The organism is Chishuiella sp. (assembly GCF_032109125.1).
Classification (GTDB): Bacteria; Bacteroidota; Bacteroidia; order Flavobacteriales; family Weeksellaceae; genus Empedobacter.
The window spans coordinates 480,710-504,474 of sequence record NZ_DAMCLZ010000001.1 but is presented as its reverse complement, the minus strand read 5'-3'; the positions used below and the strand labels follow the sequence as shown (position 1 = coordinate 504,474).

Here is a 23,765-nt window from a genome sequence, read left to right as displayed (position 1 = left end):
AATTTTTCTAAACAAAAATACAAACAAATATTAATCCTTATCCTTTTTACATACAATAAAACAGCTATTTTTGTGTTTTTATACTCGTAATCAAATTATTTTGAAAAAATCTATTTTCTTTTTATCATTTATCACCAGTCAATTTGTATTCTCTCAAGCAATTAGAAAATATTCTAATGAATTTTTGAGTATTGGTGCAGATGCTCGTTCTTTTGCAATGGGAAATGCTGTTGTAGCAAATATTGGTAATGCAAATGCTGCTTATTGGAATCCAGCTGGTTTAACTGAGGTAAATTATGATTGGGAAGCTGCAGCAATGCACGCGGAATATTTTCAGTCAATTGCAAAATTTGATTATGCTGCAGTTGCTATTCCTCTTAGAGAAAGTAATTCAACAATTGCATTTTCTTTGATGCGTTTTGGAGTAGATGATATTTTAAATACAACAGAATTAATAGATAAGCAAGGTAATGTTAATTATGATAAAATATCAAAATTTTCAACTGCAGATTATGCTTTAACAATGTCTTATGCTGGAAATGTATTCAATAATAAAAATATACAATTTGGTGCTAATGCAAAATTTGTGTACAGACATATTGGTAAATTTGCACAAGGAGTTGGGTTTGGAATAGATTTAGGTTTGCAGTATCGTACAGATAATCAGATGTATTTTGGTGTTATGGCAAGAGATATCACAACTACTTTTAATGCCTGGAGTATAAATAAAAATAAAGTAAAAGAAATAGAAGTTGATGAACCAAATGTTGATGGTCCTCCTATGATTTTGAATGATTTACCTGCAGAAAATATAGAGCTTACTTTGCCAAAAGTGCAATTTGGTATTGGTAAAAAATATGATTTTAATGATAGAGTTTCTCTCTTAGGAGAAATAGATATGAACGTAGAATTTCAACAAACTAACTCTATTATTTCAGGAAAAGGTTTTTCTATTTCACCACAAATAGGTTTTGAATTATCTTATGATGAAATGATTTTTGTACGTGGAGGATTCAATAATGCTCAAAAAATTGAACAATTTGATGGTAAACAGAAAACACAAATTCAGCCAAATGCTGGAGTAGGTTTCAAATATAAAGGAATATCAATAGATTATGCTTTAACAAATTTCGGAAATAGTGGGTTAGGTTTATACTCAAATATCTTTTCTGTTCGTTTCGAAATGGATAAATGGAGATAACATTTATTATTTTTTATAAATTTTAATTGGGCGTTTCCTTTCAGGTCAGGCTTTTCGTTACAATCTTTTTTATTGGTAATTTATTTTTTTTCAGATGAAAATTTATAAAAAGAATTACCAATAAAAAAGGATTTAAACTTCAATCCTTAACGCAAATACGAATAAAATAGGAACTATTCAATTCTTTATTTTTAAGAAGAATTATTCTTATGTCATAATTGCTTATTTACTAATTGGTAAATTTTCATCAGCACCCCATTCAGACCAAGAACCATCGTAAACTTTTACTTTATCGTAACCAATAAAGTTTGCTGCCAAGGCTAGGATAGAAGCAGTAACACCAGAACCACAACTAAAAATATTTTCCTTTTCGTTGTTGGTAATAGAATTAAAAATAATTTCTAATTCTTGTTTAGGTTTTAGTTTATCTCCTTCTAAAACATTTTCAAAAAATAAATTTTTCGAATTTGGAATATTTCCACTTCTCAAACCTTTTCTTGGTTCTGGATCAATTCCTCTGAAACGACCTTCTGATCGTGCATCTATTATAGTTTTCGAAAAGTCATGAATTGAATTTAACATAATTTCTTTGTCTGCATACCAATCATATTGAAAATCAGCTGTAAAATTTCCTTTTTTATTTTCTAAAATATAGTTATTTGTAATCAAATAATTTTCTTGTTTCCAACTTGGTAAACCTCCATTTAGCACAAACACATTATTGAATCCCATCACTTTAAATATCCACCAAACTCTAGGGCTAGAATAAACTCCCCATCTATCATAACAAATTAGAATTGAATCATTATTAATTCCTAAATTTTGTGCTTCTCTAGTAAAATCATTTTCATTAATAAGCGTATGTGGTAAATTAATAGCACGATCAGAAAATTTACCTTCTAAATCAAAGAATTTAGAATTGGGGATTAATTCTAAATTTTCTGAATACATTTTTTGTCCAACTTTATTGATTGTACAATCTAACAATATCAAAGATGGATTATTAATATTTTCTTTTAGTTCTTGTACAGATATTATTGGTTGATTGAAATACATAAGTAATAATTTTTATTGAAATAGAAACTTCAGTAATATATGATGACATTTTCTAATGGTAATAAATTTATAAAATTATTTTTGATGAATCATTTTGTAACTAAACCATTTTTTTTAATTTTTATTTTTAGATCTTGATTAAAACAGAAATACTAGGAGAAGAGTTATCTATTTAAAAAAAAGTTATAATTTTTCACTTTTATTTAATTGTAAAATATTTTCAAATTATCTCTAAAACGTCCTATTAATGGGGTTTTAATTAAAATTAAAAACTGAATTTAACATAATTTAGCCTAATAAATGGAAGTGATTGATAACCAACTATAAATTTCTATTTTATTGCGAAATTATTCTTGTTTTCTCATAAAAATTAGATTTATATATTTTATTAATTTAATTAAATTACTGAAAATTAAATAGTTAATATTTTAAATTATTGTAAAATACTTTTAAAGTATTTACGAAAAAGATAGTTTCTGAATCCTTATTATATTCATCTAAAACAAAAAAATCATAATTAATTCAATATAAATAGTTTATAATTAAAAGTAGTTTTAATAATTATAAGATTTGTACTTTGAAAAAAATAAATGAAAAGCATTATCACATAAATTATAGTTCATAAAATATTTTGATGAAGCATTTTGTAAATTTTGTTTTTAGAACTTGATTAAAACAGAAATACTAGGAGAGAAGTTATTTATTATTAAAAAGGAATATTTTTTACTTTTATTTAATTGTAAAATATTTGTAAATTATCCCTAAAACGTCCAATTAATGGGGTTTTAATTAAAATTAAAAACTGAATTTAACATAATTTAGCTCTATTCAATGAAAGTGATTGGTAATCAACTATAAAGTTTTGTTATATTGTAAAATTATTCTTCTTTTCTAAGAAAAATTAGATTTATATAATTTATTACTTCAGTTAAATAAATAAAAATCAAATACTTAACACTATAAATTATTAAGAAATAATTTTAAAGAATTTACAAAAAAGATAAATTCTACTTACATAATTTATTCATATAAAAAAAATAAATTTAATAACTTGTATATCAATACATTATAATTAATGTAGTTTTAGTAATTATCAATTTAAACTTAAAAATATCTTTGTACGAAGTTTATTGAAATTCATTTATAAAAATAATGAAAAATAAAAAAGCGCTATCAAATAAATGATAACGCTATTATAATTATAATAGTTTTATAAAATTATTTTTGTTGAAGTACTTCTGTAACAGGAGAACCAATATTACCATTTGGCTCTTCGATATGTAATAAAGCTGAAATAGTAGGAGCAATGTCTGTCATAAAAACACGGTTGTTGTTTGCACCATGTTTTATTCCCCAACCCATTAATACAAAAGGAATGTGAGAATCATAAGAACCCCAAGTTCCATGAGTTGTACCTCCAGAATTTTGTTTTCCTCCATACCATTGTGGTTCTAAAATATAAGTGATTGCACCGCTTCTTTTTCTATTGTAACCATTAACCATACGTTCTTTTATGATTGCTGGTATTGGAGTAGAGTCAATTTTATCCATATCAGCAACAAAAGAAACACCTTCAACTTTTTGCATAAAGTTTACGATTTCAGTTTTTACATCATCAACATTCAAATTATTTTGCTCAATTGTTTGATAATTTAAATGAATTTGATAATTAGCAAATGAACGAACAAGATTATCAACTTTAAATTTTGCAACTAGTTTTTCATTCAATGATTTTTTTACATCACTTGTTGGAAAATATCCTGCATTACCTTTTTTATCTTGAAAATATTTAGGATTATGAGCTCCTCCATGATCAGCAGTTAAGAAAACTAAATATTCTCCTTTACCAACTTTTTGATCTAAGTGATTGAATAAAGTTTCTAAATCTTTATCTAAACGTAAATAAGTATCTTCCGTTTCTATTGTATTTGGAGAAAACTGATGACCTACATAATCTGTAGAAGAAAAACTAACTGCTAAAAAGTCAGTAATTCCTTTTTCATTTTGTCCTAATTTTTCGTTATCAATTGCCTCAATAGCAATATCTTTTGTTAAAGAATTTCCAAATGGAGTACTACGAATTAATCCTAATCCATTTTCTTTTTTCAAGTTATTTAGATTATAAGGAAATTGCATTTTATCTAAACCTTTATAATTTTGACGGTACGGATTTCCATCTTTCTCACTTTGTACATAAGTATTAATTGGGTATAAAGTGTTCCAAGTATCTAAATATTTTTCTGCAAGTTTTTTATTATTGAAATTTTGAACCCATTTTGGTAATTCTTTCATATAAAATGAACTAGAAATCCAATTCCCTGATTCTCCATCAAACCAAAAAGCAGCATTAGCAAAATGACCAGCAGGTAAAATAGCTCCTCTATCTTTTAAAGAAATACCAATTACCTTTGAACGAAAATTTGTAGCTAATCTTAATTGATCTGTAACAGTAGAAACTAATAAATTTTTAGGAGACATTTTTCCAGCTTTAGAAGTAGCTCCAACGCCAGTAACACTATCATCTTGTGTACAGTACATTTCTTGTCCTGTTGCTTGAATAATAAAATCGTTTCCAGCAATACCATGAATTGCAGGAACAGAACCAGTATAAATACTACTATGACCTATTGCTGTAACTGTTGGAATATAAGGGATATATGTATTTTCGTTGCTAAATCCTTCATTTAAAAGTCGTTTAAAACCTCCATTACTATAACGATCTTGATAACGATATAAATAATCCCATCTCATTTGATCAACTACAATTCCTACGACTAATTTAGGACGATTAACTTCCTGTTGGGCATATAAAGATAAACCAGCAAAAAGTCCTAATACACTTAAAAAAGTTTTATTAAATTTCATTTTTTATAATTTACGATAACAAATGTAGCAATAAAATAAAGTCTATAACTTTTAAATTTACGTTATAAATATACTTATGATTAGAATAGATTTATATTTATAGATAATTAATTGAATATAAACTTATAAATTATGTTCAGTCTTATAAATAAAATTAAAAATTCTATTTATGTTTACTTACATATAAGTTATGTTATAATTAAACCAAAATAAATAACTTTAATAAGTATCTAAAATTATTTTATAAGATGAATATTCAAGAATATTTTAAAAGAATAAATTTCACATCAAAAGTATCACCAACTAAAGAAGTTTTATTTGAACTACAAAGTAATCATTTGGAAAACATCCCTTTTGAAAATTTAGATATTCATTATGGATCTAAAATCGAACTCAATCTAGATAAAATTTTTGATAAGATTGTTACTCGAAAAAGAGGTGGATTTTGTTATGAACTAAATTCAATATTTAATGAATTATTAATAAAAATAGGTTTCAAAACATTTTTAATTTCAGCAAGAGTATATAATAAAAATGGAACTTATGGTCAAGAATTTGATCATATGGCAATAATAGTTGAAATAGATACTAAATTATTTTTAGTAGATGTTGGATTTGGAAAATTTACTTTCGAACCACTTGAATTAATAATTAATCAATCTCAATTAGATAAGTATGGGAATTTTATGATTGATAAATGGAACAATAAATATTACAGAGTAAATAGATTAGAACATAATAAAATAATACCAGAATATATTTTTGAATTCAATGAAAAACAACTTATAGAGTTTGAAGAAATGTGTAAATTTCATCAATCAAATCATGAATCTCATTTTACTAAAAATAAGGTTATTTCAATATCAAAACCTAATGGACGAATTACTCTTACAAATACAAATCTGAAAATTACAGAAGGTGATGAAACAAAAATAGTTAATTTTAATGAATTAGAATTTGATAGATATTTATATAAATATTTTAATATACGAATAGAAAAATAAAAGAATATTTATCCTAAAATAGGGTTTATTGTTAAAAATTTCAATAAAAAAAGGAACCTTCGTCAAAGTTCCTTTTTAATTTTTTTTCTGTATAATTTTATTTCTTGAATAAAACTGTAACTCCGTCTTGATTTGGTAAAATAGGACGAACTTCTTCTGCTGTAATAATACCAGCTTTTTCTTTTTTAAGATTAGCAAGCCATAATGGTATCCAAGAAATTGCCATCGTTGCAAAGAAGATGATTCCCCAAAAACCACATAAAGCGACTACTAAAAATAATAAGAAACCTAAAAATTGAATCATGATTTTATTTTTATGTATACAAAAATAGCATTTTTTTTTTATTGAATAACTAATAATAATCAGTTTCTTTCATCTTAACATTTACCAATGATTTGCTAAATTTGTAAGACAACTAAAAAATAAAACTTAGAAAGATGGAATACAGAATTGAGAAAGATACAATGGGGGAAGTTAAAGTTCCTGCAGATAAATATTGGGGAGCTCAAACAGAACGTTCACGAAATAATTTTAAAATCGGTGCTCCAGCATCAATGCCAAAAGAAATCATAGAAGGATTTGCTTATTTAAAAAAAGCAGCAGCTTTTGCTAATACAGAATTAGGTGTTTTACCAGTTGAAAAACGTGATGCTATAGCAGCTGTTTGTGATGAAATCTTAGCTGGAAAATTAGATGACCAATTCCCTTTAGTAATTTGGCAAACAGGTTCAGGTACACAATCTAACATGAATGTAAATGAGGTTGTTGCAAATAGAGCACAAGTTTTAGCTGGATTCAAAATTGGAGAGGGAGATCCAGTATTAAAAGCAAATGATGATGTAAATAAATCTCAATCATCAAATGATACTTTCCCTACAGGAATGCATATAGCAGCTTACAAAGCAGTTGTTGAAGTAACAATTCCTGGAGTAGAAAAATTACGTGATACTTTAGCTAAAAAATCAGCTGAATTCATGAATGTTGTAAAAATTGGTCGTACGCACTTAATGGATGCAACTCCACTTACTTTAGGACAAGAAATTTCTGGTTATGTAGCTCAATTAAATCATGGTTTAAGAGCATTACGCCATACTTTAGATCATTTATCAGAATTAGCTTTAGGAGGAACTGCTGTAGGTACAGGATTAAATACTCCAAAAGGTTATGATGTTTTAGTAGCAAAATATATTGCTGATTTTACAGGGCATCCATTTGTAACTGCAGAAAATAAATTTGAAGCTTTAGCTGCACATGACGCAATTGTAGAAACACATGGAGCTTTAAAACAATTAGCTGTTTCATTAAACAAAATTGCGAATGATATTAGAATGATGGCTTCTGGTCCTCGTTCAGGTATTGGTGAAATTTTAATTCCAGAAAATGAACCAGGTTCTTCAATCATGCCAGGTAAAGTAAATCCAACACAATGTGAAGCTCTTACAATGGTTGCTGCACAAGTAATTGGAAATGATGTTGCTATTTCTGTAGGAGGAACACAAGGTCATTATGAATTGAATGTATTTAAACCAGTTATGGCAGCTAATTTCTTACAATCAGCTCGTTTAATTGGTGATGCATGTGTTTCTTTTGACGAACATTGTGCACAAGGTATTGAGCCTAATCATGCTCGTATTAATGAATTAGTAAATAATTCTTTAATGCTTGTTACAGCTTTAAATACTAAAATTGGGTACTATAAGGCAGCTGAAATCGCTCAAACTGCACATAAAAATAATTCAACATTAAAAGAAACAGCTATTTCATTAGGATATGTAACTGCTGAAGAATTTGATGAGTGGGTTAAACCAGAAGACATGGTAGGTTCTTTAAAATAATTCAAAGAATAGTATTATATAAAAAAGGTCTCGTATTACGAGACCTTTTTTATATAAATTTAAACAACTTTGAAATATAAAATTTTATTTTTTAAATTCTTCTGCTGTCTTTCTAATTATTGAAAGACATTCATGTAATTGTTCTTCAGTTATAACTAAAGGAGGAGCGAAACGAATAATATTTCCATGTGTAGGTTTTGCTAATAATCCGTTATCCTTTAATGCAACACAGAAATTCCAAGCTGTTTCAGACTCAGGTGTATCATTGATTAAAATAGCATTTAATAAACCTTTACCACGAACAGATTTAAATAATTCAAATTCTTCGGCCATTTTAGTAATTTCATTTCTAAAAATTTGACCTAATTTTTCTGAATTCTCAGCTAGTTTTTCATCTAAAACAACTTCTAAAGCTTCTTTTGCCACTGCAGCAGCTAAAGGATTTCCTCCATAAGTTGATCCATGTTGACCAGGTTTTATAACATTCATTACCTCATCATTAGCTAAAACAGCAGATACTGGATATGCTCCACCAGAAACAGCTTTACCTAAAATTAATAAGTCTGCATCAATATTTTCATGATCAATTGCTAACATTTTCCCAGTTCTTGCTATACCAGTTTGTATTTCATCAGCAATAAATAAAACATTGTGTTTTTTACATAATTCTTCACAAGCTTTTAAGTATCCTTCTGAAGGAACATTTACACCAGCTTCACCTTGAATAGGTTCAACTAGGAAACCACAAATTTTATCAGCTTTTTCTTCTAATAATATTTTTAATGCATCAACATTATTATATTCTATTGCTTCAAAACCACTTGTATATGGATTAAAGTTTTTTCTAGCTTCATCATCATTAGAAAAAGAGATAATAGTTGTTGTACGTCCGTGGAAATTATCTTTACATACAACAATTATTGCTTCTCCATTTGGAATTCTTTTCTTTTCATATCCCCATTTACGAGCTATTTTAAGAGCAGTTTCTACAGCTTCTGCTCCTGTATTCATTGGTAATATTTTATCAAAACCAAAAAGTTCTGTAATATATTTTTCAAATTTTCCTAGTTCAGCATTATAAAATGCACGAGAAGTTAAAGTAAGTTTTTCTGCTTGTTCTTTTAACTTATTTATAATTCTTGGATGGCAATGTCCTTGATTAACAGCTGAATACGCAGAAAGAAAATCAAAATATTGTTTTCCATCTACATCCCAAACATAAACACCTTTTCCTTTTTCTAAAACAACTGGAAGTGGGTGATAATTATGTGCACCGTACTTATTTTCTAATTCGATTAATTCTACTGATTTTTCCATTGTATTTTGTATTTGTTTGTTATTTTTTTAATCTTCTAAACTTTTTTCAATTAGCTGAATATCTTTTCCAAATAATCTTTTTGTTGTTTTTACAATACTATCTGTAGTATATGAAATATAAAATAAATATTCTGATTTAGCATCTTTTGGAGCTAATTTTCCATTTTTGGATAGTAAATAAATAATATGATTAACAACAATTAATGGTGAATTAACGATATTAACTTTTTTATTAAAAAGTTGATTTATTTCTCTTTCTAGATGAGTATAATGTGTACAACCAAGGATAAGAGAATCTATTCCTTCTAATTTTTTATTATATAAATAAGTTTCTAAAACAACTTTAGAAATAGGTGTATTTACAAATCCTTCTTCAATAACAGGAACTAGGAGAGGAGTTGCTAATTCTATAACGTTTATATGTTTGTTACGTTTACGAATTGCTTTTTTGTATGCACCAGACTTTATTGTAGTTTTGGTTGCAATAACTCCAATTTTTTCTCGAAGTTCGAAAGATATTTTTTCTGCAACTGGAGAGATTACATCAATTACAATGATATCTTTTCCAGCAATTTTTTTTATTTCTTTTAAAGCGCTTGCTGTAGCAGAATTACAAGCAATTAATATAGCTTTACAATTATTGTTTTTTAAAAATTGAGTTATACTTACAGAAAATTTTGTAATATCTTCATTAGATTTATCTCCATAAGGTAAATTCTTTGTATCACCAAAATAGATTATACTTTCATTAGGTAATAATCTCTTTATTTCTTTGACAAACATCAAACCTCCAACTCCAGAATCAAAAACACCAATAGGTCTGTTATCACTCATAATTACAAAAATAATAAATTATTTGATGTAGAATAGCCTTGAAGCAATACCATCTGCAAAAAAATATGATTCTGGTGTTAAGATGATTTTTCCATTTAATTGTTGAATGATTTTTTCTGATTCTAATATTTTAATTTCTGAATTAAAATAATTGACTAATTCTTGTGAAAATTCTTTGCTTATTCGTTTAATATCAATACCATAAATGGTTCTAAGGCCAATCATAATCATTTCATTAAATCTATCTATTTCGCTAAGTGTTTCTATTTCTTGCGGCAAAATATTTTCATTAATGTTTTTTATATATTTAGAATTATTAGCAATATTCCAAGCTCTTTGTTTTCCGTTATAAGAATGAGCTGAAGGACCAATTCCTAAATAAGGAATACCTTTCCAATAATTTGAATTATGTACAGAAAAATAATCTTTTTTTCCAAAATTTGAAATCTCGTATTGTATAAAATCATTTTTAGATAAAGTCTCAACTAATAATTGAAATTGTTCATTTTGTTGATTATCATCAGTAGGTTTGGTTATTCCTTTTTTTATTTGATAATCCAAAACTGTTTTTTCTTCTACAGTTAACGCATAAGAAGAGATATGAGGAACATTCAGTTCTATTGCTTTAGAAAGATTTTTTTTCCACATATTATTTGTTGTTGTAGAAGATCCATAAATTAAGTCAATAGTTATATTATCAAACCCATAATCTTGTACTAATTTTATAGATTTTTCTGCTTCAACTGAATTATGAGCTCTATTCATTAATCGTAAGTCTTCTTCAAAAAAAGACTGTATTCCAATCGAAAAACGATTAATTGGAGTTGATTTTAAATAATCTAATTTAACTTTCGAAATATCATCAGGATTAGCTTCTAATGTTATTTCTTTTATTTGAGAAGTATTATAATGTTTATAAATTGTATCAAATATATTTTGTAATTCTACTTCTGTTAAAATAGATGGAGTTCCTCCTCCAAAATAAATAGTTTCAAGAGGATCTTTTATTTCATTTTTTCTAAGAATCAGTTCTTTATTAATGCTATCTATTAACATAGATTTAGAATCTAAGTTTGTAGAAAAATGAAAATCACAATAACTACATTTTTGTTTACAATAAGGTATATGAATGTAAATTCCTGACAAATTATTATTATTTTCAGCAAAAGTACTTTTTAATAACTTAGGGAGAAAACTATTTTAAATTTTTTCAAAAAAAATTATATTTTATTGAAATATAAAATATATCTTTATAACGTAAATAAAAATACTATGAATAAAGGAACTGTAAAATTCTTTAATGAAGAAAAAGGATACGGATTTATTAAAGATGATGAATCAGGAAAAGAGTACTTCGTACATATTTCTGGTTTAACAGACAAAGTAGCTCAAGATGATAAAGTATCATTTGATCTAGAACAAGGAAAAAAAGGTATCAATGCCGTTAATGTTAAAGTGATATAATTAAATATTTTCAACATATTTCTTGTAAAAGCGACCATATTGGTCGCTTTTTTTATTTCATTATTTTTAGTTTTAATTTTCGTGATTTTCATAAAAATCAGCAGCATTTAAAACTATATTTACAAAATGATATAATCTTCCTAATTGATATTTAGCTAAATGATGTCCATATAAACTTGCGAAATATGTTCCCATAGCTAGTAAAATAGAAAAAGGAATAGACCAAATCCATACACTTTCATTTTTTACAATATATTCAGAAAGTGTATAGGAACCTAAAGTAATAAATATAGCTCCACTTAAGCCATATAAAAATGCAAAAAATGTCCATATACTTGGCTTGGGTCCTATAATTCCTCGTACAACGAGATAATTAGAATTATCTTCTTCATCTTCTTCAATTCTTATTTGTAATTGCGGATGCCAATACTTATCCTTACCTTTTCTAACTCGAATCATTGCAACTTCTTTATTTACATATCCTCCATATTCTTCGGAATTTTGATCTAAATATTTTTTAATTAGTTTAATAAATTCATTTTTAGATAAATTTGTATAAACCTTAAATCGAGGTCGACTCAATAATGATTTGATAGGAACTTTTTGTGTCATGACTTTGTGGTTTATTTTAAATTTACAAAAAAAACTTTTATATGACAAATGTCATCTCTGAAACTTATCAAAAGATATATGAAATTGTAAAAATGATTCCAGAAGGAAAAGTTTCTACTTATGGATTAATTGCACAGAAAATTGGAGCTAAATTTTCGGCTAGGGTTGTAGGTTATGCTCTTAACCATTCACATTTACTAGATGATATTCCTGCTCATAGAGTTGTTAATAGAAATGGATTGTTAACAGGGAAACATCATTTTAATCCACCAAGTCTTATGCAAAAATTATTAGAAAATGAAGGTTTGATTATTCAAAATGATCAAATAATTGATTTTAAGAAGCATTTATGGAATCCAAATGAAATTCATTAGAAAGAATGATATTTTCTATTTTCTTCTTATTAATTTTACAATTCAAATTATTACATGATGGAATTTCTATTGCAAGCAGAAGGCTTAACAAGAAAGTATAAAGATAAAGTAGCTTTAAATAATTTTAGTATTAATATACCACAAGGATCAATTTATGGTCTTTTAGGACCAAATGGAGCTGGTAAAACTACTTTTATTCGTATTGTTAATCAAATTACTGCACCAGATAGTGGAACAATTCTTTTGAATGGTGAACCATTGACAAAAAAGTCTATTGGACAAGTTGGTTATATGCCAGAAGAAAGGGGTTTGTATAAGAATATGAAGGTTGGAGAACAAGCTATTTACTTTGCTCGACTTAAAGGTTTATCTCCATTAGAAGCTAAAAAAAGAACAGAATATTGGTTTGATAAACTTGGAATGATGTCTTGGTGGAATAAGAAACTGAGTGAATTATCTAAGGGAATGGGCCAAAAAGTACAGTTTGTAATTACAGTAATTCATAATCCTTCTTTACTAATTTTTGATGAACCATTTAGTGGTTTTGATCCTGTAAATGCACAATTAATTGCTAACGAAATATTAGAATTAAGAGATAAAGGAACAACGATAATTTTTTCTACTCATAGAATGGAATCAGTAGAAGAAATGTGTGATCATGTAGCTTTAATTAATCAATCTAATAAAGTATTAGATGGAACAATAGAAGATGTTCGCAATCAATTCAAAACTGGTAAATTTCAGGTTCAATTAAAAGAAGTTACTTCTGATGTTTTAAATAGCTTACATCATGAATTTAATATTTCTGATATTAAAGAAGCTAATCATAGATTAGATTTTAATTTACTTTATGATAAAAATAAAAATACGAACGAAATTTTACAAAAACTAATGAATTATAGTCAAGTTTATCAGTTCAATGAAATTATACCTTCTATGAATGATGTTTTTCTAGAAGCAGTAAAACAAAGTTCAAGCCCTAATATTTAAATTAAAAAATGAAAAATATATTTTTAATTGCTCAACGTGATTTTTTATCTCAAGTAAAAAATAAAGCGTTTATTATAATGACATTTCTTTCTCCTTTATTAATTGCTGGGGCAGGAGCAGTCATATTTTTTTTAAGTACAGCAAATAATTCAGAAGTAAAAAATATAGCAATTGTTGATGAAAGTTCAAAATTTATAACATCATTTAAATCATCTAAACAGATGATGTTTAGTATTTACACTCCACAAGAATTACAAGCTATAAAAGATACATTAAAAGATAGTAAATATTTGAATGCTATTTTACATATTCCTAAAATTACAAATGATGATTATTCTTCAATTGAAAAAAATACAGAATTAATAACAAATGGTAATTTAGGTATAACTGATCGAGAAAAATTGTCATCAATTATTAGTGATAAAATACAAAAGGAAAAACAATTAAAATTAGGTGTTAATCAAGAAGCTTTAGATGCTACTAAAGCAAGAGTTAAGCTTAATGTTTTTAATATTTCTGATGGAAAACAAGATAAAGGAATGGAATTAAAAATTGCTTTATCTATGTTTTTAACTTACATCATATTTATGTTTGTGATGATATATGGTGTAAAAGTTATGCGTTCTGTTGTTGAAGAAAAAAATAATAGAGTTGTAGAAATTATTATTTCCTCTGTGAAACCATTTGAATTGATGATGGGTAAGATTCTAGGAACTACAATGGTTGCTGTTACTCAATTTGCAATTTGGATTGGTATGACAATGAGTTTGTTAGTTCTTTTTCCTACAATTGCTGCTTCTCGTATGGATATGTCTCAACAAATGCTAAGTCAAGCACAAGTTACAGATATACATCCTGATACAATGGAGAAAATAACTGAAATAAGTGAAGTATTATTGACATTTAATTACCCTTTAATTATTTTTTCTTTTATTGCTTATTTTATTTTAGGTTATTTATTCTACAGTTCAATCTTTGCAGCAATTGGTTCTGCAGTTGATAATGATACAGATACACAACAATTCACATATTTTCCATTAATTCCTATGATGATTGGTTTATATGGAAGTATGACAACTTTTCAAAATCCAGATGGTCCTGTTGCTTTTTGGTTATCAATGATTCCACTTACATCACCAATATCCATGATAACAAGAATACCATTTGATGTTCCTATTTGGCAATTAGTATTATCTTTATTGATACTATTGTTTAGTTCTATTTTTATGGTATATGTAGCTTCTAAAATTTATAGAATTGGTATTTTGATTTATGGTAAAAAACCTACGATAAAAGAAATGATTAAATGGATTAATTATAAAAACTAGTTAATTAATTTTATATCAATATATTATAAACTTATTTTTCAGCTTTAAAATCATTCAAGGGGTATTTTGTGTTTTTTTAAAGAACAACTATGTACAGTAACAAAATATCCTTTTGAGTCATACTAAATTTGTTTATTTTTTTTTATTATTTGGATGAGAGTGTGTTATTCTCTTATTCAGGAGTAAAAATTTAGAAATATCTATATTATATTTGGTTCAAAAATTTATATAAAAAACTCAATTATAATAGAAATGAATATTAAACATAACGATATTAAAATAGATAGTGAATATCCATTTATTAATTGTAAACTTGGTCGTGAAAAATATGCTAATGTTTTAACTAGTATAGTTGCTAATTACGGAGATGGGTTTGTTTTAGCATTAAACAATAAATGGGGTGCAGGTAAAACAACATTTGTTAAGATGTGGGAGCAAATGTTAATTAATAAAGAATATCAAACTATTTATTTCAATGCCTGGGAAAATGATTTTGAAGATAACCCTTTAACAGCTCTAGTAGGTGAACTTAATATAATTAAGAAAGGTAATGATAAAACTTTTAATAATGTTATTAGTAGTGCTGCGAAATTGTCAAAGAATATATTACCAGCTATAGCAAAAGGGGTTCTTAATAAATATGTTGATTCGGAAATTATAATTGATGTTATTAATGAATCTATTAAAACAGCTACAGAAATCTTTGAAGCAGATGTAAATGATTATGTTAAAAGAAAAGATTCGATAAAAGATTTTAGAAAAAATTTAGGAGAGTTTGTAGCGAATAATTTTGATGGAAAGCCATTAATATTTTTTATAGATGAACTTGATCGTTGTAGACCAAATTATTCAGTTTCTTTGTTAGAGCAGGTCAAACATTTTTTTAATGTACCAAATATTATTTTCGTGTTATCTATAGATAAAAAACAATTAAGTCATGCTATTTGTGGTGTTTATGGTTCAGAAAAGATTGATACTAATCAATATTTAAAAAGATTTATTGATATTGAATACACAATACCTCAACCTGATAGTGAAAGATTTTTCGAATACCTTTACGACTATTATAATTTTGATTCTTTTTTAAATCTTTATCAGAGATCAATTAGTCGTGAATTAAAATATGATAGAGATAATTTTAAAAAATATTTAAAAGTATTTATTGGAGTATTGAGTTTACGTGAACAAGAAAAAATAATGTCCCACATTAGAGTTACATTTAGAACATTAAATGTAAATAATTATTTGATTCCTGAGTTTTTATGTTTTATGGCGTATTGTAAATTTATCCATTATGATTTTTATCAAAGTATTTCAAACAAAAATTTAAAAATTGATGAAGCTCAAACAAAAGTGTTTGAAATTTTAACTGATTTGAATTTTGATATAAGAGATTGTATAAAAATTGAAGCTTATTTTTTAAATTACTATATTAAATATTTTAATAATGATTATAGAGAGACAGTATATAGTTACAATAACGAGACTTCAGAATATCAGTTAAATATTGATTCTAAGTTTAGTAATATTGAATTAATGAAATTTTACAAATATTCTATAAATAATAATAATCTAGGTGATTTAGGTTTACGTTTAGATTATTTTATAAACCTCATAGATTTAACATATAGCCCTATTCATGAAAACTAAAATATTAATATTTAAAACTATTTGTAAAAGGCGACTTAAATGTTGCTTTTTTATGAAAAATGAATTAATCAAAATAACTTAAATAAATATTATTTTTTAGCTATGTATATTAGTTTACCAGTCCCTTTATTCTTATTTATTTTATCGTAAGTACTTTCTTTATATACTTTTTTTTCCGTTTTTTTAATTAACGAATTTTGTTCTTGGAGTCTATATCTTTTAATAAAAAAATCAGTTAAATATTTAATATTATCACCAATTTTTGAGTTAAAGTCAATTTCATTTATTTTAAGCTTACTTAAATGAGATTTCAAAGCATTTTCATTAAAGTTTAATTCAATAGAAGCTTCTTTAAGAGTCATTTTCTTATACTTATTTTTAAAACCTGTTAAACTGAATTTTTTAACTGGTTGAATTTCTTCTTTAATTTTAGGATGATAAATATATTTTCTAAAATTGTTTTTCAACTCCTTTTTAATTAATCCAATACTTATGTCATCAACTAAAAATTTAATATGAATACTTTGTTTAGGTACAATTATAGCTATTGGTAACACAAGATCATCTTCTTGAAAATCTAGATCATCAATAAAGTTTGTGATTGAAAATTTTAAAAATTCTACATCTTTTGAAATTATGAGTTCTTTATTTTCATTTTTATGTATTTCACCAAGTCTTTTTATCTCAAATTGAATTTTCATAATTATAATGTTTTAGGTAGATTATTTTGCTTATAAATTGGAATATCATCTATATTATGTTTCACTAGTTTCTTAAATCGTTCTTTGTTTTACATATCCTTACAATTATTACATAATTATAGTCTTCAAGAGGTAATAAGGCGTGTATTTTTACTTAAAATTATTTTATAAATTTCCAAAATAATAATGCTATAATTATTACGTTTTAATGTTAAATGTAATAAATTTTAGTTTCTTTTAAACATATTAAAACTATAAGAAGGTTCTTTACCACCATCGTCATACTTAATGATATTGTCACAAAATTGCATCAAATAATTAGTTGAAATATATTCATATTTCTTTCCGTATAAAGTTAATCCAGTATCACCAGTTATGAATTATTATCAAAACCTATTTTGGTGTTTAAATTATAAAATGGATTAATTATAAAAATTAAAAATTATTCTACTATAAAAAAAGAGAGCTTTTCTAAAGCTCTCTTTTTTTATAGTAGAATTTAGGTTGATAGATTGGTTAGTAACCTAAATAAGTAGTTTAGTTGTTGTCAATTTTATTCTTTTACAAACTTATATATTAAAAATTATTAAAAATTACGGTTTTCCATAAGGTTAATTACTTTTTACGACAGTATAGAAAATTTAACATTTTATTGGTGATAAATAAAAAAATTACATTTTTCTTTTTTCTCGAATTTGTAATGCAACAATACCTAATATATTTATTTCATCATATTCATTTATTTTTATACAATTTTTATAATCTGGGTTGATTGCAATTAATTGTTTTTTATTTTTATCATAGCGCTTTAATGTATACTCACTTTTATTTACACTTACAATTATGTCATCCAAATGGTTAGGTCTTATATCTGATCGTATAACTAATATATCATTCTTTAAATATTCTGGAAACATAGATTCACCATCAACTTCTACAATAAACGTAGATTCGGGATGAGTAAGAAATCGTTCATCAAGACTAAGTCTATTTTCTATAAAATCTTCTGCAGGAGAGGGAAAACCTGCACTTACTTTTCCGTAATGTTGAATAAAAGTTCTATTATTCTCTATTTTTACATTGTATATTCTTAGTTTCACTTTATTCGATTTTACTAGATTTATTTTAGTTTTTTTATTAATAAACATTTTGTTTAGTTTTTAATCAATTAACTTTTAAAATATCTTTCCAACAAGTCGTATACTTAGGAGATAATCGTTCCTGTTTCATTTTCCAAGTTTTCTTGAGGTCTTGAGATCCTAATTTTACTTTATTTCCTCTGATTTTTTTATTTAGATGATCTATGGTGTTCATCAACAATTCGTGTTTAGGATTTTCTTCATTGAATAAATTTAATTGACGTTCATTACTTGGTATTATTGCACTTACCATAACTCCAGCTCTTTTGTATTTATATTTATCTAAAGCAATTTTATCAAGTATTTTCAATGAATTTTTAGATAAAACAATGGAGGAATTAGTATAAAAAGGTAATTGAGCAGAAAGTGTTTTTGAATAATAAGGTTTTTCCTTATCAAATCTATTTGTAGCAATATAAACTGTGATGATATTACATTTAGAATTTTCTTTTCTTAATTTTTCTGCACAACTCACAGCAAAAGTTGAAATTCTTTCTTTTAAATATTCATAATCACTCACATCATACTCAAAGCTCCTTGTCGTTACAATACTTTTTTTTCTTTTAACATCTTCTAATTTTAATACAGATTCTCCTAAAAGTTCTTTTTTTAATTTTAATTCTAATACACTAAAATTCTTTTGAATATATTCATCTGTTAAATTTGTAAAATCCCACGCTGTTTTTATACCAATGGAAAGCAAGCGTTTACTTAATCGACGTCCTATTCCCCAAACATCTTCTATTTTTAACCATTTTATAGCTTTATTTATTTTTTCGAAAGAATTTATACTGTAAACACCTTGGTGATGTTCTTTAAATTTTTTTGCAATTCTATTTGCTGCTTTAGCTAATACTTTTGTAGGAGCTATTCCTATACAAACAGGTATTTTTGTGAAATCATAAATAGACTGTTTTAAATTATCACAATAATTTTTTAAATTATATTTTTCAAATCCATCAAAGAATAAAAAAGATTCATCAATAGAGTAAACTTCGATTGTTGGGCAATATGTTCTAATAACATTTGTTACACGATTACTCATGTCAGCATAAAGAGAATAATTAGAAGAAAAAACATGAATAGATTTTTTCTTAAATATTTCTTCATATTTAAATGCTGGAGCTCCCATAGGAATTCCTATGTTTTTAGCTTCTTCTGAACGGGCTATTACACAACCGTCATTATTAGAAAGAACAACAATTGGTTTTCCATTTAATGAAGGAGCAAAAACTCTTTCACACGAAGCATAAAAATTATTACAATCGACTAAAGCGTACATAGTGTCTATTTATGAATACAAATTAATAATATCTAAACGCTATTATATGTCGTTTAAAAAAATATTTTATGATTATATTTTTGTAAAAATTAAAAAAGTAATCAAATATTAATGTTCATTTTTATAAATCATACAACAAACTTCTCTGTTTACTTTATTTCGCGTATTTTTGTAAAAATTTTATTTCCTTGGAAAATTTCAGAATGATAGCGAAAACCTTTTTTGGTTTCGAAGAGATATTAGCGCAAGAATTAAAAGCGTTGGGAGCAGCAGATGTAAAAATCCAAAATCGTATGGTCGAGTTTTATGGAGATTTAGGCTTTATGTATAAAGCTAATTATAGCTTACGTACGGCATTGAGAATACAGAAACCAATCCTTTCATTTTCTGCGAAAACAGATGGGCAATTGTACGAAAAATTCAAGAAATTCCATTGGGAAAACTATTTGGATGTTAATCAAACTTTCATGATTGATCCTACAGTACATTCAGACTATTTTACACATTCACATTATGCTGCATTAAAAGTAAAAGATGCTATTGTAGATCGTTTTAAAGAGAAAAATGGAAAAAGACCTAGTATAGATAAGGATTTTCCTGATGTTCGATTTAACTTACATATCTCTCATGATAAAGTTACGCTATCTTTAGATTCTTCGGGAGATTCTTTACATAAACGTGGTTATAGAGATGAAACTGGACCTGCACCAATCAATGAAGTTTTGGCGGCTGGTTTATTGCATATAGCAGGTTATGATGGTAAAGGAAATTATTTGGACCCTATGTGTGGTTCGGGAACAATGTTAATAGAAGCAGCAATGATTGCTAACAATATTCCTCCACAAATCCATAGAAAAAGTTTTGCGTTTCAAAACTGGCCAGATTACGATGAAACATTATTTACTCAAATCAGAAATACACGTTTAAATCGTATCAAAGAATCTGAATATAAAATTGTAGGATATGAAATATCTCCTATGATGGTAAAAATTGCTCAAATCAATATAAAATCTGCTGATTTAGAAGATTTCATAGAAGTTAGACATCAAGATTTCTTTACTTCTAAAAAAGAAATGTTCCCTGTATTATTAGTTTTTAATCCTCCGTATGATGAGCGAATAGAAAATAATAATGTAGAATTTTATAAAGAAATAGGAAATACATTAAAATCAAGTTATCCAAATACATTAGCTTGGTTTATTACATCAGATCTACAAGCAAAAAAATATGTAGGATTGCGTCCATCTCGTAAAGTAAAAGTATTTAACGGTAAATTAGAATGTGATTTTTTACAGTACGAAATGTACGAAGGAAGTAAAAAATCAAAAAATCAAAAAGAAGAAGTATAGTGAATCAATTTATAAAAGAAATTTGTCAAGAAAAAAAAGTTTATTTATTAACGTCCGAGGAAGGATTTGCGATTTCATATTCAGAAGAATTCGAATATGAAGACGGAAGTAATTTAGAGGTGATTTGTTTTTGGTCGAATATAGATTTAGCTGAAAAAGCTAAAAACAACCAATGGAAAAACAATACGACAGATACTATTGAATTAAATACTTTCTTGGAAGAATGGCTTTTTGGAATGATTGAAGAAGTTTCTTTGGTTGGAATTAATTTTGATGAAACCTCAAAAGGAGAGGAGCAAAGTCCTCTTGATGTTATTTTGGCTATTGTTCATCAATTAAAAATATCTAATCAAACTATTGAGTTGAATCATTTCAAAGATTTAAATGAAATTCAGAAAGTAACATTAGAATTAAAAGAATCTTTTAATCAATAATATAATTTTTGATTTTGAATACTGAAGATTTAAAACTTTCAATCATTATTGCCGTTTATGAGCGTCAAGATGAATTAACAGAACTATTATTAAGTTTAACAAAACAAACTGATATTGATTTTGAGATTATTATTGTAGATGATGGATCTAAAAATAAATTAGATTCAATTTGTGCTAAGTTTCAAGATAAATTAAATCTTCATTATTATTACAAAACAAATTCAGGTCCAGGAAAATCTAGAAATTTTGGAATCGAAAAAGCGAACGGTAATTACTATATTTTCTTGGATTCTGATACTATAATTCCATCAAATTATATTTCATCTGTCAGAAAAGAATTAAATTCTAATTATGTAGATGCATTTGGTGGCCCTGATGATGCTGATGATTCATTTACCGATTTACAAAAAGCAATTACATTCTCTATGACTTCATTCCTTACAACGGGTGGCATAAGAGGAGGAAAAAAGCAAATTGGTAAATTTCAGCCACGTAGTTTTAATATGGGAATCTCTAGAAATGCTTATTTAAAAACGGGTGGTTTTGCTGATTTACGAGTTGGTGAAGATCCTGATTTATCCATGCGTTTATGGGAAAATGGTTTTGACACACGACTTTTTCAAGATTCTAAAGTGATACATAAACGTAGAACATCCTTAAAAAAATTTGCTAAACAAGTCTATCAGTTTGGTGTTGCAAGACCAATACTTAACCAAAGACACCCTAAATATATAAAACCAACGTTTTGGTTTCCGAGTTTATTTTTTTTAGGAACAGTATTTTCATTTTTGTTTCTTATTGTAAGTTTTATATGTAAAGAATATCAATTTATTTTACAAATTCCATTTGTATTGTGGTTGATATATATGTTCTTTATATTTATTTTTTCTACGATTAGATTCAAATCAGCAGTTGTAGGATTACTTTCAATCCAAACCACATTAATTCAGTTTTTTAATTATGGTTATGGTTTTTTGGAAAGCCAATTTAAATTGAATGTCTTAAAACAAAATCCAAAGAAAGCTTTTCCAAGTCATTTTCATGTGGATTAGAAATGATAAAATAACTGAATGATTTTTTATTTATTCGATTGAAATTTATGATTTAATCATTACTTTTGTGCAAACGTAACACAAGCGAATAATGAAATTTTTTATTGATACAGCAAATTTAGCTGATATAAAAGAAGCACAAGATTTAGGTGTTTTAGATGGAGTAACTACAAACCCATCTTTAATGGCAAAAGAAGGTATTACTGGAGAAGAAAATATCATCAACCATTATAAAGCTATTTGCGAATTAGTAGATGGTGATGTTTCTGCAGAAGTTATTTCTACTGATTTCGAAGGAATGGTAAAAGAAGGGGAAGCATTAGCAGCCTTAAATCCACAAATTGTTGTAAAAATACCTATGACAAAAGAAGGAGTGAAAGCATGTAAATATTTTTCTAACAAAGGAATCAGAACAAATGTAACTTTAGTATTTTCTGTTGGACAAGCTATTTTAGCTGCAAAAGCAGGAGCTACTTATGTTTCTCCATTTATTGGACGTTTAGATGATATTTCTACAGATGGATTAAACTTAATCGAGGAAATTCGTTTAGTTTATGATAACTATTTATGTGAAACTCAGATTCTTGCAGCTTCAGTACGTAACACAATGCATATTGTAAACTGTGCAAAAATTGGTGCTGATGTTATGACAGGACCATTATCTTCAATTTTAGGATTATTAAAACACCCTTTAACAGACTCTGGTTTAGCTCAGTTTTTAGCTGACTACAACAAAGGAAATAAATAAGAATTTAATTCTTTTTTAAAAATATAATCGCTTCATTTTTCAATGAAGCGATTTTTTTATCTATCACCAGGATTTGTAAGACCAGTATCAGTCCCAGGAATATTATTTCCACCACCACCAATCGGTACTGCGTAAAGAAAATATAATCCACTAGCTCCTGTACATTTAACTGAAATAGCATTACCAATTTGTTTTATTTGACGATCAATAGCCTTACTATTGCATAGAAGAGAACTTTGCTCTTCAGGGGACGGAACTAAATCTTCAACAGTTTCTGAAGATGTACTAGGTACAGATTGTGCAAAACTTAAACTAGATAAAGTTATAGCACTTAAAAAAAATAATTTTTTCATTAATTTATATATTAGTAGTTAATTAGATTAAAGATAAACTTTAAATAAATAAAAAGAAAATTTAAAAACTTAAAATATTTTTTATATTATCCTGTTTTTAAAACACTTAATAAGTATTTTAAAATTATTAACTATTGCTTAGAATTTTTGGCATAGAAATAGTATTAGCAAAATTA

General features: G+C 26.3%; 23 protein-coding genes. 12 read left to right on the top strand and 11 right to left on the bottom strand.

All coding sequences use genetic code 11. The annotated features are described in order from the left end of the window. The first annotated feature begins 100 nt into the window (after nt 1–100). On the top strand, nt 101–1,201 hold the full coding sequence (locus tag RT575_RS02255; protein WP_313578468.1) for a PorV/PorQ family protein: 1,101 nt from the start codon (nt 101–103) through the stop codon (nt 1,199–1,201). Between the two features lie 222 nt (nt 1,202–1,423). Here RT575_RS02255 and RT575_RS02250 read toward each other — a convergent pair whose 3' ends face one another. Together RT575_RS02250 and pafA are read right to left on the bottom strand one after the other, a co-directional pair. After that, a complete protein-coding gene (locus tag RT575_RS02250) occupies nt 1,424–2,257 on the bottom strand; it encodes a sulfurtransferase (RefSeq protein WP_313578466.1) in 834 nt (277 codons plus the stop codon). A 1,218-nt stretch (nt 2,258–3,475) separates the two neighbouring features. Further along, on the bottom strand, nt 3,476–5,122 hold the full coding sequence (gene pafA / locus RT575_RS02245) for an alkaline phosphatase PafA (protein WP_313578464.1): 1,647 nt from the start codon (nt 5,120–5,122) through the stop codon (nt 3,476–3,478). Nucleotides 5,123–5,370: 248 nt separating this feature from the next. Between pafA and RT575_RS02240 the strand changes: the two genes are divergently transcribed. Next, complete coding sequence (locus tag RT575_RS02240) at nt 5,371–6,126, top strand: arylamine N-acetyltransferase family protein (RefSeq protein WP_313578463.1); 756 nt, start codon at nt 5,371–5,373, stop codon at nt 6,124–6,126. A gap of 97 nt (nt 6,127–6,223) precedes the next feature. On the opposite strand, the gene RT575_RS02235 is transcribed toward RT575_RS02240, so the two are convergent. Further along, a complete protein-coding gene (locus tag RT575_RS02235) occupies nt 6,224–6,430 on the bottom strand; it encodes a hypothetical protein (RefSeq protein ID WP_313376332.1) in 207 nt (68 codons plus the stop codon). A 134-nt stretch (nt 6,431–6,564) separates the two neighbouring features. Here RT575_RS02235 and fumC point away from each other — a divergent pair, with 134 nt between their 5' ends. Beyond that, nucleotides 6,565–7,962: a class II fumarate hydratase gene (gene fumC, locus RT575_RS02230; protein WP_313578461.1), complete on the top strand. Its 1,398-nt coding sequence runs from the start codon at nt 6,565–6,567 to the stop codon at nt 7,960–7,962. Between the two features lie 84 nt (nt 7,963–8,046). On the opposite strand, the gene rocD is transcribed toward fumC, so the two are convergent. The 3 genes from rocD to hemW are packed head-to-tail and all read right to left on the bottom strand — an operon-like array spanning nt 8,047 to nt 11,259. After that, nucleotides 8,047–9,279 (bottom strand): ornithine--oxo-acid transaminase, encoded by a 1,233-nt coding sequence (rocD, locus tag RT575_RS02225; protein WP_313578459.1) that lies wholly within the window; start codon nt 9,277–9,279, stop codon nt 8,047–8,049. Between the two features lie 27 nt (nt 9,280–9,306). Then, a complete protein-coding gene (gene murI, locus RT575_RS02220; protein ID WP_313578457.1) occupies nt 9,307–10,113 on the bottom strand; it encodes a glutamate racemase in 807 nt (268 codons plus the stop codon). Nucleotides 10,114–10,131: 18 nt separating this feature from the next. Beyond that, nucleotides 10,132–11,259 carry a radical SAM family heme chaperone HemW gene (gene hemW / locus RT575_RS02215; protein ID WP_313578455.1) on the bottom strand — a complete coding sequence of 376 codons (1,128 nt, stop codon included), beginning with the start codon at nt 11,257–11,259 and terminating at the stop codon, nt 10,132–10,134. 126 nt (nt 11,260–11,385) lie between these two features. Here hemW and RT575_RS02210 point away from each other — a divergent pair, with 126 nt between their 5' ends. Continuing rightward, entirely contained in the window at nt 11,386–11,577 is a 192-nt protein-coding gene (locus tag RT575_RS02210; RefSeq protein ID WP_313376324.1) for a cold shock domain-containing protein, read from the top strand. A 72-nt stretch (nt 11,578–11,649) separates the two neighbouring features. Here the strand turns inward: RT575_RS02210 and RT575_RS02205 are convergent, their stop codons facing one another. Beyond that, a complete protein-coding gene (locus RT575_RS02205; protein WP_313578453.1) occupies nt 11,650–12,189 on the bottom strand; it encodes a hypothetical protein in 540 nt (179 codons plus the stop codon). A gap of 41 nt (nt 12,190–12,230) precedes the next feature. On the opposite strand from RT575_RS02205, the gene RT575_RS02200 reads away from it, so the two are divergent. The 4 genes from RT575_RS02200 to RT575_RS02185 all read left to right on the top strand — a co-directional run bounded on the left by RT575_RS02200 (nt 12,231) and on the right by RT575_RS02185 (nt 16,531). After that, the gene (locus RT575_RS02200) at nt 12,231–12,563 is read left to right on the top strand and encodes an MGMT family protein (protein ID WP_313384199.1); all 333 of its coding nucleotides are present in this window, start codon (nt 12,231–12,233) and stop codon (nt 12,561–12,563) included. Between the two features lie 57 nt (nt 12,564–12,620). Next, nucleotides 12,621–13,553: an ATP-binding cassette domain-containing protein gene (locus tag RT575_RS02195; protein WP_313578666.1), complete on the top strand. Its 933-nt coding sequence runs from the start codon at nt 12,621–12,623 to the stop codon at nt 13,551–13,553. A gap of 8 nt (nt 13,554–13,561) precedes the next feature. Next, a complete protein-coding gene (locus RT575_RS02190; RefSeq protein WP_313578451.1) occupies nt 13,562–14,881 on the top strand; it encodes an ABC transporter permease in 1,320 nt (439 codons plus the stop codon). 252 nt (nt 14,882–15,133) lie between these two features. Next, nucleotides 15,134–16,531 carry a P-loop NTPase fold protein gene (locus tag RT575_RS02185; protein ID WP_313578449.1) on the top strand — a complete coding sequence of 466 codons (1,398 nt, stop codon included), beginning with the start codon at nt 15,134–15,136 and terminating at the stop codon, nt 16,529–16,531. A gap of 89 nt (nt 16,532–16,620) precedes the next feature. On the opposite strand, the gene RT575_RS02180 is transcribed toward RT575_RS02185, so the two are convergent. The 3 genes from RT575_RS02180 to RT575_RS02170 all read right to left on the bottom strand — a co-directional run bounded on the left by RT575_RS02180 (nt 16,621) and on the right by RT575_RS02170 (nt 19,653). Further along, entirely contained in the window at nt 16,621–17,232 is a 612-nt protein-coding gene (locus RT575_RS02180) for a hypothetical protein (protein WP_313578447.1), read from the bottom strand. Nucleotides 17,233–17,903: 671 nt separating this feature from the next. Continuing rightward, complete coding sequence (locus tag RT575_RS02175; protein ID WP_313578445.1) at nt 17,904–18,332, bottom strand: S24 family peptidase; 429 nt, start codon at nt 18,330–18,332, stop codon at nt 17,904–17,906. 64 nt (nt 18,333–18,396) lie between these two features. Continuing rightward, a complete protein-coding gene (locus RT575_RS02170; protein ID WP_313578443.1) occupies nt 18,397–19,653 on the bottom strand; it encodes a Y-family DNA polymerase in 1,257 nt (418 codons plus the stop codon). A 203-nt stretch (nt 19,654–19,856) separates the two neighbouring features. Between RT575_RS02170 and RT575_RS02165 the strand changes: the two genes are divergently transcribed. The 4 genes from RT575_RS02165 to fsa all read left to right on the top strand — a co-directional run bounded on the left by RT575_RS02165 (nt 19,857) and on the right by fsa (nt 23,236). Next, nucleotides 19,857–21,002 (top strand): class I SAM-dependent RNA methyltransferase, encoded by a 1,146-nt coding sequence (locus RT575_RS02165; RefSeq protein WP_313384205.1) that lies wholly within the window; start codon nt 19,857–19,859, stop codon nt 21,000–21,002. Next, nucleotides 21,002–21,436, top strand: coding sequence for a DUF2750 domain-containing protein (locus RT575_RS02160; protein ID WP_313376314.1), 435 nt, complete (start codon nt 21,002–21,004; stop codon nt 21,434–21,436). Before RT575_RS02165 ends, RT575_RS02160 begins: the two co-directional genes overlap by 1 nt. Before the next feature lie 14 nt (nt 21,437–21,450). After that, a complete protein-coding gene (locus tag RT575_RS02155) occupies nt 21,451–22,488 on the top strand; it encodes a glycosyltransferase (protein ID WP_313578441.1) in 1,038 nt (345 codons plus the stop codon). Between the two features lie 91 nt (nt 22,489–22,579). Next, on the top strand, nt 22,580–23,236 hold the full coding sequence (gene fsa / locus RT575_RS02150) for a fructose-6-phosphate aldolase (RefSeq protein WP_313578439.1): 657 nt from the start codon (nt 22,580–22,582) through the stop codon (nt 23,234–23,236). A 56-nt stretch (nt 23,237–23,292) separates the two neighbouring features. Here fsa and RT575_RS02145 read toward each other — a convergent pair whose 3' ends face one another. After that, nucleotides 23,293–23,589: a hypothetical protein gene (locus tag RT575_RS02145; RefSeq protein ID WP_313578437.1), complete on the bottom strand. Its 297-nt coding sequence runs from the start codon at nt 23,587–23,589 to the stop codon at nt 23,293–23,295. Nucleotides 23,590–23,765: the final 176 nt, after the last annotated feature.